Annotated in this window: 12 protein-coding genes; 5 read left to right on the plus strand and 7 right to left on the minus strand. The window is 60.6% G+C overall.

From position 1 onward, the window contains the following. Positions 1-25: 25 nt before the first annotated feature. The 3 genes from X742_RS10265 to X742_RS0137405 form a co-directional block, all read right to left on the minus strand. Positions 26-838 carry an HK97 family phage prohead protease gene (locus X742_RS10265; protein ID WP_156939403.1) on the minus strand — a complete coding sequence of 271 codons (813 nt, stop codon included), beginning with the start codon at positions 836-838 and terminating at the stop codon, positions 26-28. Between the two features lie 1,018 nt (positions 839-1,856). Next, the gene (locus tag X742_RS1000000174085; protein ID WP_156939406.1) at positions 1,857-2,258 is read right to left on the minus strand and encodes a hypothetical protein; all 402 of its coding nucleotides are present in this window, start codon (positions 2,256-2,258) and stop codon (positions 1,857-1,859) included. A gap of 16 nt (positions 2,259-2,274) precedes the next feature. After that, the gene (locus X742_RS0137405) at positions 2,275-2,493 is read right to left on the minus strand and encodes a helix-turn-helix domain-containing protein (protein ID WP_031248112.1); all 219 of its coding nucleotides are present in this window, start codon (positions 2,491-2,493) and stop codon (positions 2,275-2,277) included. Positions 2,494-2,599: 106 nt separating this feature from the next. Between X742_RS0137405 and X742_RS150085 the strand changes: the two genes are divergently transcribed. The 4 genes from X742_RS150085 to X742_RS150070 all read left to right on the plus strand — a co-directional run bounded on the left by X742_RS150085 (position 2,600) and on the right by X742_RS150070 (position 7,126). Then, positions 2,600-3,301 carry a hypothetical protein gene (locus X742_RS150085; RefSeq protein WP_023773330.1) on the plus strand — a complete coding sequence of 234 codons (702 nt, stop codon included), beginning with the start codon at positions 2,600-2,602 and terminating at the stop codon, positions 3,299-3,301. Further along, positions 3,301-4,443 carry a site-specific integrase gene (locus X742_RS150080; RefSeq protein WP_023773331.1) on the plus strand — a complete coding sequence of 381 codons (1,143 nt, stop codon included), beginning with the start codon at positions 3,301-3,303 and terminating at the stop codon, positions 4,441-4,443. Before X742_RS150085 ends, X742_RS150080 begins: the two co-directional genes overlap by 1 nt. 230 nt (positions 4,444-4,673) lie before the next feature. Further along, the gene (locus X742_RS150075) at positions 4,674-5,318 is read left to right on the plus strand and encodes a hypothetical protein (protein ID WP_023773332.1); all 645 of its coding nucleotides are present in this window, start codon (positions 4,674-4,676) and stop codon (positions 5,316-5,318) included. Between the two features lie 122 nt (positions 5,319-5,440). After that, on the plus strand, positions 5,441-7,126 hold the full coding sequence (locus X742_RS150070) for a hypothetical protein (RefSeq protein WP_023773333.1): 1,686 nt from the start codon (positions 5,441-5,443) through the stop codon (positions 7,124-7,126). A 30-nt stretch (positions 7,127-7,156) separates the two neighbouring features. On the opposite strand, the gene X742_RS150065 is transcribed toward X742_RS150070, so the two are convergent. Next, entirely contained in the window at positions 7,157-7,558 is a 402-nt protein-coding gene (locus X742_RS150065; protein ID WP_023773334.1) for a hypothetical protein, read from the minus strand. A gap of 72 nt (positions 7,559-7,630) precedes the next feature. Then, positions 7,631-8,317 (minus strand): D-lyxose/D-mannose family sugar isomerase, encoded by a 687-nt coding sequence (locus X742_RS150060; RefSeq protein WP_023773335.1) that lies wholly within the window; start codon positions 8,315-8,317, stop codon positions 7,631-7,633. Between the two features lie 199 nt (positions 8,318-8,516). Here X742_RS150060 and X742_RS150055 point away from each other — a divergent pair, with 199 nt between their 5' ends. Further along, positions 8,517-9,575, plus strand: a complete 1,059-nt coding sequence (locus X742_RS150055) for a D-TA family PLP-dependent enzyme (protein ID WP_023773336.1) — start codon at positions 8,517-8,519, stop codon at positions 9,573-9,575. A gap of 4 nt (positions 9,576-9,579) precedes the next feature. Here the strand turns inward: X742_RS150055 and X742_RS150050 are convergent, their stop codons facing one another. After that, on the minus strand, positions 9,580-10,341 hold the full coding sequence (locus tag X742_RS150050) for a heme ABC transporter permease (protein WP_023773337.1): 762 nt from the start codon (positions 10,339-10,341) through the stop codon (positions 9,580-9,582). A 104-nt stretch (positions 10,342-10,445) separates the two neighbouring features. Beyond that, positions 10,446-12,218 (minus strand): glucan ABC transporter ATP-binding protein/ permease, encoded by a 1,773-nt coding sequence (locus tag X742_RS150045; protein WP_023773338.1) that lies wholly within the window; start codon positions 12,216-12,218, stop codon positions 10,446-10,448. Between the last annotated feature and the right edge of the window lie 753 nt (positions 12,219-12,971).

Below are 12,971 nucleotides of genomic sequence, written 5' to 3' on the forward strand. Positions count from 1 at the left end.
GAGTGGCCTTTCCGGTTAGCGGGGCTCAGCGAATGCCGGCGAGCCGTTGTTCCATTTCCAATTGCGCGCGCAGCATGCGGTTGCGAATGGCTTGAACGAGATCCCGTCCTTCGAGGATCTTGCAGGTGAAGAGCGCTTCGCCACGATGTGCACGAATGTGTGCGCCAGCATCGGCGGGGATCGGCACCGCCGAGATTTCCCAAGGCTCCCAGTCGATCACGCGATGTAATGGGACGTCACCACGGCGGTCGGTCTTCTCGACCATCAGCACCCGGTAGCCGACGGAAATATTGCGAATGACGCCGTCGGAAATGTCCTTGACGACGCCGGCAGCCTCCGAGCGCCCGCTTAGCTTGATCTTTGCCAAGCCCTGACCGCTTTCCAGGCGAGCGCTGCCTGGCACCACCGAGCCAATGACGGCCGCGAGGTTTGAGCTGGTGTGCGTGTCGAGAAAAGGGGCGCCGCTGTTGAGGCGAGCAAGCCGCACCGTCGAATTCGACACGACAAGTTCCTCGTCGAATTCGCCGTCCGCCCAGGATAGCCGGCGAACCGTGGCGCCAGTGGTCCAGATGACGTCGACCGTTCTAGCGCCCTTGTCAAACGAAGCGCCGCGCACAGCGGCGGGGCGCTGGAACTGAGGCAACTGGATGATGTCCGTCATGGTAGTCGTCTCGCAAATCAGTTCGTTCGTCGCGAGAATGGTGCGGCACGAAACAGGCATGCGCCATGCCGCGAAACGCGCAAAACGCGCGCGAATTGCAATTTTGCTGGCCGCAAGAGCAGGACCAGCACCATCAGCACCCTTTTTCTCTTTCTGCACCCTCTTGGATTTAAGCAAGCCATTGCTTTCGCAAGACAATTAATACCAATGGTCTCGATGGTGCCGATGGTGAGGGTAATCTCAGATAACGCATATGAGAGCCAAGACGATCGCCCAATTCCCAAGGGCTGCGCAGTCATATGCGTACCCACCAGAGTCCGGCACCATCGGCACCAGCCGTATAACGATCTGATTTACTGCAGTTTTTGGGGGTGCCGGTCGCGCGACGGAAGCGTCAGGATCGGCACCATCAGCGCCCTTTGGTGGGATTGGATGACAACGGCGGCTCGCCGGCTATGATAAGGCCCAGCACTTTGGAGGATATTCTCCATCGCCCCCCTATCATTTTGCTGAGACCAGGATACCGAACCTCGTCATCGGCCCACCTTCTCACGGTGGTATGGTGAACTCCTGCCATCCGCGCCGCTGCCTTGGGATTTAGCCATTCCTCTTCACGCTCCACCTTTGGCGGGGCTGCTGGTGGAGTTGCCTGGACCGAAAGTAAGCCGTCACCGAGCGTGGATTCCAAAGCCGCCGCCCAGTGGCCCAGATTCTTGGCCGCATTAACAATTTGCCGCAATTCAGCGAGGGCTTGTTCACGATCCACGGTGGCAGCAGCCTCCGTTGCAGAGTCGAAACGCGCAAAACGGCACATCGGCACTGTTTAGGGCCATATCTGCACTGTTTTTCGATATCTGCACTAATTGGGTAGCGAGTAAACCATTGTTCTCGTTTGCTATTTCTTCCAACAAGACAAGATAGTGCCCGAAGTGCACCAAAACCGCGCGTACATATAGAGAGGTCAGACCTATCCATCGTCGGCTTATCCCATACGCGCATGCATAGCCGAGGAAATGCCGCACTATCGGCACTTCGCGCACAACCATATGATCCGTCTGCGTTCTTTCGAGTGCTGATCCCTGAAGACCGGGATAGTAACCGGCACTATCAGCCCTGCCGAAAGTGCCTATGGGGCCAATTTGCCCCGTCGCCGCGCGAAGCAAAGCCAAGGGGATGGGGATTTTGGCTCTAAGGTTCATGAGGCTTCCTTAAGTCGAAGCCCACAATAGTACGTGGCGCCGCCACCTCTTCGAACCGCTATGCGCTCGCGCGCGGCGTATTTGCCAAATGCGCTTGGGCTACACGGGACAATGCCTCTGCTTTCGGCCCACTCTCGATAGCGGGAATGGAGATCGGTTGCATTGATCTCCCCGAACATATCCTGCTTGGTAGCCTCACGCAAAAAATCAATAACGCCTCCAGGCGCACCGCTGTTTGGGCGATCGGCCGGCGACGGCAGGCCGAGATCAGCCCACATCTGCCGTGCGGCGCGCATGCCGAAAAGGATGCGCGCATGATCTACAAGGGAAAGCTTTAGCGCGACTTTATCCCAGTCGACGGCTTGGGCGGCTGAAGCATCGATCTCGTGGTCCGTCATTTTGCCAACCCACAATTCAGGCTGGCTGCTTGGACACTTGAAGGAGACGGGCGAGCGCATCCTTGGGAACCCTGATACGCCCCCCGATGCGAACCGTTGGGATGTCGCCCCTGGCTGCCGCTGCATAGGCAGCGCTCTTAGAGAAGCCAAGTTTAAGGCCGGCCTCCTGGAGGGTCAGCACCAATGCGTCGGGATGGGTAGTCACTTTGCGCGCTTCCATGATGGAAACCTCCATGTGAGTTTCGGTACTTCCCGAGAGATACGCGAAATTAGTTGACGTTAAAAGATTTGGTAACTACGGATGTAGCGCAGAGTTTTCCGAGCGATTGAGGCTGTTAGGAATGGGCACCCGTGGACCGACGCCAAAGCCGGCGGCCGAGCGCAAATCTGCGCCATTGTCACTTCGGCTCAGACCCTACCTAAAAGAAGCACTTGAGGCGGAAGCGCTGGAAAATCGGCGCCCCCTGTCCGAGGAAATCACCTTTCGGCTTCAGCAAACCTTGAGCGAAGATAAGTACATCGAACGACGGTTCGGCAGCGCAAAAACCTATCGGTTGCTGCAAGCCATAGGTCTCGGCATCGAGCAAGCCGCTTCGAAAATGCCTGAAACGGACTGGCTGAACGATCGGGATGCTTTTAACTTTGTGGTCTCTACGGTCGACAAGATATTGGATGCCATCAGGCCTGGCAGCATCCGTGTGCCAAACAGCGAAGGCCATACGGGCTCGGTGCCGGAGTTCGATTTCCATGTTTCAACTGCCATCGCTACCAACACATGGAAGGAGATAGTTCAGTCGACTGGACCGTCAGATAGATTCCATAATATCAACAGCCAACTGGGCGCCATCATCGGCCGTCCAAATGTGTACCGCGATGAGTACTACGAACGCCTACAGCGCCGATATGATGAGTTGCCGGCGACGCATCAGCTTAAGCTCGGCGACTTGGGCCATGCCGAACAGTATCGGCGATTGAGCAAAGCTGTTGAAGCGGAAATGATTGCAGAGGGAAAAGACCCGAGGCTTAACGAGGATGGGCAGTGATGGCCAAGGTTCGGAAGCGCGTTCTGCCCTCCGGTGAAGTTCGCTGGTTGGCCGACTATTTCGACGCCGGCGGCAATCGCCGGGCCAAGCAATTCGACAAACGCAAGGACGCCGACGCCTATTTGGTCAAGGTTCGGCGCGACCTGCAGCTGGGTGTCCATGTTGCCGACAGCGCCTCGATCACGATTCGCGAAGCCGCAAAACTTTGGTTGGCAAGGTGCGAGGCTGACGGCCTGGAGCGATCGACGCTCGCCGCCTATGCCGAGCATGTGAACCTTCACATCGTGCCGCTCATCGGCGCCAAGAAGCTCTCCCAGTTCAATACGCCACACGTCCATGCCTTCGCCGACGACCTTGGGGAGAAGGGCCGATCGCCGGACATGGTCAAACGCGTCGTGCGCTCTCTTGGCGCGGTCTTTGTTGATGCAAGGCGGCGTGGCCTGGCGGCGACCAATCCGGTGTCGGATGCCAAGGTGAAGGCCGGCGATCGTCGGAAATCGAAGCGCCCGGAAATTCCGACCAAGGCCGAATTGCGGTCAATACTCTCCGCGGCACAGGGCAAGCACCGCGCTCTAATCGTCACCGCACTATTCAGCGGACTGCGCGCTTCCGAGCTGCGCGGTCTCAAATGGAGCGCCGTGGATCTGAAGCGCGGCATTCTCACAGTGAAGGGACGAGTCGACGCATGGGGTGAGTTTGGTCTGCCGAAGACATCGGCCGGCGAGAGAGACGTGCCTTTGGCGCCGATGGCAGTAAACGCGTTGAAGCAGCAGCGTCTATCCGTAGCGAACGGCCCGGACGGCCTGGTTTTTCCATCGGACGAGGGAACGCCGCTCGACCACCACAACATTCTTGCGCGCGTCTGGACGCCCCTACTCGTCGGGGTCGGGCTTTACCGCCTGCACCCGTCCAGGCTGTACGACAGCGGCGATCCGCTTAAAGTCGCAAAGTACAATTTCCATGCGCTGCGCCATGCGGCGGCGAGCTTGTTTATCGAACAGAAGCTCTCGCCGAAGCGCGTACAGACGATCATGGGGCATAGCTCGATCACCGTGACGTTCGACACCTATGGCCATCTTTTCGAGGATGACGCCGCCGATCAAACGGCAGTAGCCGAGATCGAAGCCAGACTGCTTTCGTAGCTTCGACTGCAACACGGTTGCAACACGAAGGCGAATTTCCTAGCGAAAACAGAGGACAAATCTGTCTCTGACTCCGTTAGTCCTGGTTCGAATCCAGGTTCCCCAGCCAAGCATTTTTCAATGAAAGTGGTCACTTAGCGAAAATCGGAACCGGAACGCTTTTCTGGTGCATAAATCCGGCACATCGCTGTCGCTACGCTTCGCGAACGAATCCTGCATAAGGCCGCCTGATGGTCACTGACAGCCAATACATCCTCTCCAGGATCAAGCAGGGATGCGTGATGCTTGCCGATGGCGAGTTCTTTATCGACAGATTGGTGAAGTATGTCGGCAATGGGAGGATCCGCTGGCATGTCGAATTCCGTGGACATCGCATCGAGCTGACGACCGGCCAGCTCAAGAAGCAGCCTACCTTCCGACGGAAGATTCTTGAACAGGCCGGCGTGCTGCCGCCCCAGCGTCCCGGGGCCGACTACAGACGATGGGCTATCGATTTGAGGAAGAACGCCATCGAGCTTCCCTGGCGGGAGAGACCGGTCGATGCCGGTTTCGCCGTAGACAGGCTTGTCGGCCATGGAGGCGACCGCTGGACGGTTGAATACCAGGGCAAGGCAATCAAGTTCACGACGACCAAACTGCGCAGGCAAACCAGCTTCCGCAAGAGGATGCTGCTCAAGGCCAAAGTGCTGCCGCCCCAGATGGATCCGGCTGCCTATCGGAAGTGGGTGGACTGGCTGATTCAAAACGCCACCGAGGCCGCACCACAGGCTGGCGATGCCGTGATGACCGAGAAAAGTTGGCTTGAGGACCTGCCGGAGTTAGGCGGCTGGCAAGGCGAAGTGGCACCCGAAGAGACCGACCAGGACGGCGCATAGCCGCTCTTCACATCCATCCCAAAACCATGGTGTTTGCCATGGCTGCGAATTTCGGAACACATTGACGGCGAAGAATCTGGCCAGGGCTTGGCTCGCGGCGAACCCGACTTGAATGAGGCCCCATGGATCGCTTCAATCTCGGCGGCTACCGCCGCCCGATCTCCACCCGCTCTACCGAGACCCAGCGCTGGTTCGATCTCGGTCTGAACTGGTGCTACGGCTTCAACCATGAGGAAGGCATCAAGTGCTTTGAGAAGGCGCTGGAGACCGATCCGGACTGCCCGATGGTTCATTGGGGCATAGCCTATGCAGCCGGGCCTTTCTACAATCTGACATGGAAGGAGCATGGCGAGGCCGAGGCAAACAGCGCGACGAAGCGTTGCTTCGAGCATGTCCAGCTCGCGCGCGCCAGTGCGGCCGCAGCCAGCGAGATGGAAAGACAATTGATCGAGGCGTTGGCTTGCCGCTTCCGGAAACCGCACCGGGTGGCGCCGCCGGAGTTCGAGCAATGGGACAACGCCTATGCCGACGCGATGCGGCGGGTCCATCAGAATTTTCCCGACGATCATGATGTGATGGCGCTTCTTGTCGAGGCGCTGATGATGCGCACGGTACGGCGCCTGTGGGACCTCAAGACCGGTAAACCGGCTCCGAATTCCGATGTCGTCGAGGCGCTGGAGGTTTGCGAGCGGTCAATCCGGCTCGCAGACGAATCCGGCATCGCGCAGCATCCGGCGATCATCCACCTGCACATTCATCTGCTGGAAATGTCCACCGTCCCGGAACGCGGCATGCGCTCGGCCGATCAGCTCGGCGAGATGTGCCCCGATGCCGGGCACATGAACCACATGCCGGGGCATATCTTTGTGCTGTGCGGCGACTATGAGAAGGCGAAGCTCGCCAGCGAAAAGGCGGTTCGGGCCAACGACCTCTATCTCGCCTACGCCGATGAGCCGACCTATTATCTGCTCGGCTGCTGCCACGACCTGCACCTGATGATGTTCACCTGCATGTTGTCGGGCCAGTACCAGCCGGCGCTGTGGGCCGCAGACAAGGTGCGCAGCCGGGTGACGCGTGACGTGGTCGCCATCCAGGATCGGCCCAAACTCACCCAGACCGTGGAAGGCTATCATGCGATGAGATCGCACGTGCTGGTGCGCTTCGGTCGCTGGCGGGAAATCATCAAGGAGCCGGCAACCGAAGAGCCCGGCCTCTATGTGCTGACGGCGGCCATGCAGCACTACGCCAAGGGCGTGGCGCATGCGACGCTGAGGCAATTCACCGACGCCGAGCGCGAGCGTGAACGCTTCCACCAGCATCTCGAAGGCATTCCAGCCGAGCGGCGTTTTCTTAGCAACCCGGCCCGCGCCTCGCTCGCCGTCGGTGCCGCCTTGCTCGACGGCGAGCTTGCCTATCATCAAGGCCGGCACGAGCAGGCCTACGGCCATCTCAGGCACGCGGTCGAGCTGGATGACAATCTGTCCTACACCGAGCCGTGGGCGTGGATGCACCCGCCGCGTCATGCGCTGGCGGCGCTGCTTCTCGACCAGGGCCACGCGCAAGAGGCCGAACAGGTCTATCGCGATGATCTCGGCCTGAGCGGCAATGTGCAGCGCTGCGCCCAGCACCCGGACAATGTCTGGGCGCTGCACGGGCTGGTGGAATGTTTGAGGCGGCGCGGCGAGAGCCAAGAGCTGCCTGCACTGCAGGCAAAACTCGCCACGGCGCTGGCCAAGGCCGATGTGCCGATCAGCTCATCGTGCCTGTGCCGGACGGGCGTGCAATCGGCACTCAGCTGTTGTCATTGATGCCCGTCGCGCCCTTCTCGCGCAGTTCAATCATGGAATGCTGAAGGGTACCGATTCAGCAACACTTCCATCAATGGCCAAATCAACCCGATAGGTGCCCTCCGGCCATCCCGCCGTGGGTTTGCTGAGTTGTGAATCAGCCTGATTGTTGGCTCCTACGTCGAGGTCGACCTTGTCGATGGTATAGTTCTCCGGCGCGGCGCCGTGAGAATCAACCGAGACCCAGGAGAATGTGATTTTCGAGGTCGGCGCGATATCCACGAGGTCAGCCGAGACGTAGATCACCGGTGTCTCGACAGGGAAGTTGCTTTGCGGCATTCCCCCGTCCTTGGTCGCGGAAATGACGATATTGGTGAAGCCCGCCGCCTGGGCCGGCATACCGAAACCGAGCGCCGCCAAGGCGGCAATGGTTAGAACTAGAGCTGACTTCAAGACTTATTTCTCCTCGGACTTGGTTGCTGGCCCCGCAAGTCGGGGGCGATGTGGGGTTGAGAACGGACGCCCTCAGCCCAGCCATTTGTCATAGTCCGCCACCAATAGATGCAGCGGCGATGTGTCTTCCTCGATATCGGCGAAACGGCCGATCGGCTCGCGAAAGACGTTGTCCGTGCGATCGTCATTGACGGTCGACACCTCGCCGATCAGGACATCCTTGCCCTCGGCCCAGAAGGCGTGCCAAACGCCAGGCAAGAGCGTGACGCTTTGGCCCGGATCAAGCTTCAGCAGTCCGCCCGCCGGCAGCCTGTGGATGGTTCCGTCGACCGGCACCGATACCTCGGCCTTGGGGTCGATGCCGCCGTCGCGATCATGCATGAACAGTTCAAGCACCAGCTTGCCGCCGCCGCGGTTGATGATGTCCTCGGCCTTGATGTTGTGGCGGTGCATCGGCGACATCTGTTCCTTGCGCGAAATCATGATCTTTTCGGCATAGAGCATGCCCATGCCCTTCTTCATGTCCTCGTAGCGGCCGTTGCGAACGGTGAACAGAAACAGGCCGAGATCGTCGAACTTGCCCTGGCCGTAGTCGGTGATGTCCCAGCCGAGCCGTGAGGTGAAGATGGCCGAGGAATCGACCTGGCGCGTCTTCATCTCTTCCGGCGACCAGTAGGCGAAAGGCGGCATGATATAGCCGAACGAGCGGATAAAGGCGTCGGCTTCGCGGATGATGTCGTTGATGGCGGAGCGTTTCAAGATGATGACCCTCGTGTCGATTTTTCCGACAATCGCATAGCCGAACGCCGGTGCGGTGTCGATCCATCTTGCCGATTCGAGCCCTGCCTGTTCGAGCCTCGCGCGTGCCACCCATGGCCAACAGATCGCGGCCCGCTGGCCGCGTGACATCGCGTGCTTTGAGGCTCATAAACCCTTGCGAATTGCACAGGGATAGCCGATGCAGACCATCCATGACCTCGATACGCCTTCGATCCTTGTCGACGTCGCACGCGCCGAAGCCAACATTGCTCGTGCACAGGCTCATGCCGACAAGAACGGACTGAAGCTCAGGCCGCACATCAAGACGCACAAGCTGCCTTATTGGGCGAAGAAGCAAATGGCGGCAGGTGCCGTGGGCATCACGTGCCAGAAGATCGGCGAGGCCGAGGTAATGGCCGACGCCGGGCTGACCGATATCTTTCTCCCCTACAACATTCTGGGGCGCGCCAAGCTCGAGCGGCTGAAGGCGCTGCACGGCCGCGTGACCCTGTCGGTGACGGCCGACAGCATGGATACGCTGGAAGGGCTCGCGGCAGCTTTCACCGATGCCGGCCATCCTCTGCCCGTGTTGGTCGAATGCGACACCGGCATGGGTCGCTGCGGCGTGCAGACAGCCAATGAAGCAGTGGCGCTGGCAAGGCTGATCGACAAGGCAGGTGGCCTCACCTTCGGCGGACTGATGACCTATCCGGCCGCCGGCCGCGCGAGTGAAGCTGAAGCCTGGCTTGCCGACGCCAAGCAGGCGCTGGCAGCCTCGGGACTTGCCTGCGAGCGCATCTCCAGCGGCGGCACGCCTGATATGTGGCGCTCCGCCGATGCATCCGTCATCACGGAGTATCGCCCGGGAACCTACATCTATCTCGACCGCTACCAGGTCGCCAAAGGCGTCGGCACCTTGGACGATTGCGCGCTGACGGTGCTCGCAACCGTGGTCAGCCATCCGACAGCGACGCGCGCCATTCTCGATAGCGGCAGCAAGGCCCTGTCCAGCGATACGCTTGGGCTAAAGGATTTTGGAGAGTTGATGGGCGTCCCCGGAGCGCTGGTGACGGGCCTGAGCGAGGAGCACGGCACGGTCACGCTTTCCGGCGACGGCAGGCTCCGCATTGGCGAACGCGTGCGCGTGGTGCCGGACCACTGCTGCGTCGTCACCAACCTGTTCAACGAGGTCAATCTGATAGACGGTGAGAAGGTTCTCGAAACGCTGCCGGTAGCGGCACGCGGGCTGATGACATGAGGTTTTAGACCGGACTCTCCGCCTGCCGTGCCGCCACCCGCCGCATGGCTATCACCCGGCGGCGGCGGATTTCGGTGCGCATTGCCATCAGGTGCAGCGCGAAGAACAGCACGGTAAACCCGACAGCCATCACCAGCAGAGGCCAGAGCAGGCTCGGGTCGATGGTCGGGCCGCCGAGCCTGAACACCGAGGCAGGCTGGTGCAGCGTGTTCCACCAGTCGACCGAGAATTTGATAATCGGGATATTGATGAAGCCGACCAGCGTGATGATGGCGGCGGCCCAGGCGGCGCGGCTGGCATCTTCCAACGCGCGGGTCAGCGCGATGATGCCGAGATACATCAGGAACAGCACGAAGACAGAAGTCAGGCGGGCGTCCCATACCCACCAGGTGCCCCACATCGGCTTGCCCCAGATCGAACCGGTGATCAGCGCCAACGCGGTGAACACCGCTCCAATGGGTGCGGCCGACTTGAGCGCGACATCGGCCAGCGGATGGCGCCAGACCAGCGTACCAAGCGCGGAGACCGCCATCAGCGTGTAGCACATCATGGCGAGCCAGGCGAAAGGCACGTGGATGTACATGATGCGAACGGTGATACCCTGCTGGAAATCCTCGGGCGCGGTGAAGCTCATATAGAGGCCAATCGCGAGGATGAGCGCGGCGAGCGCGGCCAGCCACGGCACAAGCTTATCGGCAAGCCCGACGAACCGCGTCGGATTGGCGAGATCGGTCAAGCCGCTCAAGCGTGAGGTGGTGTCACTCATGCGACTTTACATAGACCGCCGAAGCGTTTGGGGCAATCGAGCGGCGGTGTCGCAGGTCTGGTCTTGCCTTCTCCCGTTCGGGAGAAGGCGGAACCGTTAACGGCTCAGGCGGCCTCGCCCTGCACCGACCGGCTGAGGCGCCGGACTTCCTCGTCGTTCAGCAGGCCGCCGGCGCGCAGCAGGCTGGCGAAGCGGCCGTTGCGCAGCGACAGTTCGGCAAAGCCACCCATCTCGACCACCCTGCCCTTGTCCATGAACACGACCAGGTCGGCATCGCGAACGGTGGTCAGGCGGTGGGCGATGATGAAGGTGGTGCGGTCGCGGCGCAATTCGTCGATAGCCTCCTTGACGCGGTCCTCGGTCTCGACGTCGAGCGCGCTGGTCGCCTCGTCGAGCACCAGGATCGGGGCATCCTTCAGCACGGCACGGGCAATGGCGATGCGCTGGCGCTCGCCGCCTGAAAGCTGGCCGCCACGTTCGCCGACCACCGTGTCGTAGCCATTGCTCTTGGCCAGGATGAAATCCTGCGCCGCGGCCGCGGTGGCGGCGGCATGGATCTCGTCGTTGGTCGCATCGGCACGACCGACCCGGATGTTGTCCTCGATCGAGCGGTTCAAAAGCCCAGCGTCCTGGAATACGGTGGCGATCGAATGGCGCAGCGACTTGCGGGTCACCGTGCGCGTATCGATGCCGTCGATCAGGATCCGGCCGCTGGACGGCGAGAAGACGCGCTGCAGCAAGTTGATGAGCGTGGTCTTGCCCGCACCCGTCGGTCCGACGATCGCGACGGTCTGGCCGGCCTGCACCTCGAAGGACACATCGCTGACGCCCTGCCCCGAATTGGCGAACTCGAAGTTGACATCCTCGAAACGGACATGGCCGGTGACGTTGGCAAGGTCGCGCAAGCCGTCCGGCTCGGCGGTATCGGCGGCCGAGTCCTCGAGCTTGTAGAAATCCTCGAGCTTGGCGCGAGCTTCCGAAATCTGGTTCGCGAACGCCGACATCTGGTCGAGCCGTGAGATCAGCAGCGTGGCGAAGCCGGTGAAGGCGAGGACGTCACCGATGCGCAGCTGGCCATGAGTGACGAGATAAGCGCCGATCAGAAGCACCACCATCATCGAGATCGTCGACGACAGCCGATTGAGCGCATTGGCGATAGCCCACCAGTCGAGCACCGGGTTCTGCGCGTCGAGCAGGTTCTTGACGTAGCCGCGCAGCGCCTCGGCTTCATAGCCAAGACGGTTGTAGCTTTGCAGCACGGCGACGTTGCTCACCGAGTCGGTCACATGCGCGAACACCTTGTGATAGTGGCGCTCGACCGCGGCCTGGCCTTCCTTGGTGCGCTTCATCACAAGGCGGCCGATGCCGACATAGAGCACGCCGAGCACGAGCAGAACCATCGACATGCGCACATCCATGCTGAGGGCCGTCGGAACCAGCAGAACGAGCGCGACAGCCGTGGACAAATGCTGACGCATGAATTCGAGCCAAAGGCTGAACAGCGTCTCGACGGCGCGCAGCAGCGTGTGGAGGGCATTCGAGGTGCCGCGTTGATGATGCCAGGCGAGCGGCATGGTGATGACGCGCTCGAACGACTGGCAGAGCACTTCGCTGCGCCGGGCGTGCGCGAACCGGTCGGCGCCGCGCGCCACCAGTAGGAAAGCCATCACATTGAAGGCGCCCAGGCCGGCCCACACGGCGAGCGTGGAGAAAACGGAACCATGCGCGGAAATAGCGTCGATGACCCGGCCGAACATGATCGGCTCGAGGATCGCGATGGCTGCAAGAGCGACGTTGGCCGAACAGATCAGCGCGACGCGCTTCTTGTCGGCAGCCAGATACCCCAGCGCTCTCCAATAGATCTGCAGAAGTGACACTTCAGCTACTCCGCCAACGTTCTATTGTGCCCAATACCGATATTGTGCACCGCACCATTCCCTGACACGTAACGGTTGATGCGTCGCAAAACAATGCCCGTCTATCTCTTCCGTTCCCATTTAGCGAACAAAAGATGACGACGATACGAAATCTGGCGTGATCACCTAACGGTTTGAGATAAAAGGTGAAATGTCAGCCTTGCGGCAAAATCATGGCAGTGGTCGAGCGGTGCCACATTTTTAATCACGGTAGGCCGGCATGACTTTCGTCCGGGCGCCTGGCCAACGTCGTCAGCACCCCGCGCGCAAGTAAACAATGCACGAAGTCGCGCGTCCCGAAGGACGCGCGATCTGATCACTAGATAGCTGATTTCATGGCGGAATCTTGACCACAACCTCGGTCTGGTCACCAGCTTTTGGTGCGAAGGACGTCGATTTTGTCTTCGAACCATTCACTTCGAGCGAGATCGTCTTGGTCTTTTTGTCGCGAATGACCTGGACCTTGATCTCGGCGCCCAGCATCTTGAGTGAAGCCTGGTAGCCATCCCAGTGGCTGGGCAGCTTCGGCCGGAATGTGATCTGCTTGCCGCGCCGTTCAATGCCTAGGATGCCTTCGACCGCCGCCCGATAAAGCCAGCCCGCCGAGCCGGTGTACCAGGTCCAGCCGCCGCGACCTCCCTTGTCGTCCCCGGCGTAGATATCAGCCGCCACTACGTAGGGCTCGACGCGGTAGTGCTCGGCCGAGGCCTCGTC

Origin of the sequence: Mesorhizobium sp. LNHC229A00, from assembly GCF_000502415.1 — a bacterium.
Taxonomy (GTDB): Bacteria; Pseudomonadota; Alphaproteobacteria; order Rhizobiales; family Rhizobiaceae; genus Mesorhizobium.

Excerpts from the sequence above, each read along its gene's own strand:
- X742_RS1000000174085 (WP_156939406.1), bottom strand. The coding sequence starts at position 2,258 with ATGACGGACCACGAGATCGATGCTTCAGCCGCCCAAGCCGTCGACTGG.
- X742_RS150085 (WP_023773330.1), top strand. The coding sequence starts at position 2,600 with ATGGGCACCCGTGGACCGACGCCAAAGCCGGCGGCCGAGCGCAAATCT.
- X742_RS150070 (WP_023773333.1), top strand. The coding sequence starts at position 5,441 with ATGGATCGCTTCAATCTCGGCGGCTACCGCCGCCCGATCTCCACCCGC.
- X742_RS150055 (WP_023773336.1), top strand. The coding sequence starts at position 8,517 with ATGCAGACCATCCATGACCTCGATACGCCTTCGATCCTTGTCGACGTC.
- X742_RS0137405 (WP_031248112.1), bottom strand. The coding sequence starts at position 2,493 with ATGGAGGTTTCCATCATGGAAGCGCGCAAAGTGACTACCCATCCCGAC.
- X742_RS150080 (WP_023773331.1), top strand. The coding sequence starts at position 3,301 with ATGGCCAAGGTTCGGAAGCGCGTTCTGCCCTCCGGTGAAGTTCGCTGG.
- X742_RS150075 (WP_023773332.1), top strand. The coding sequence starts at position 4,674 with ATGGTCACTGACAGCCAATACATCCTCTCCAGGATCAAGCAGGGATGC.
- X742_RS150050 (WP_023773337.1), bottom strand. The coding sequence starts at position 10,341 with ATGAGTGACACCACCTCACGCTTGAGCGGCTTGACCGATCTCGCCAAT.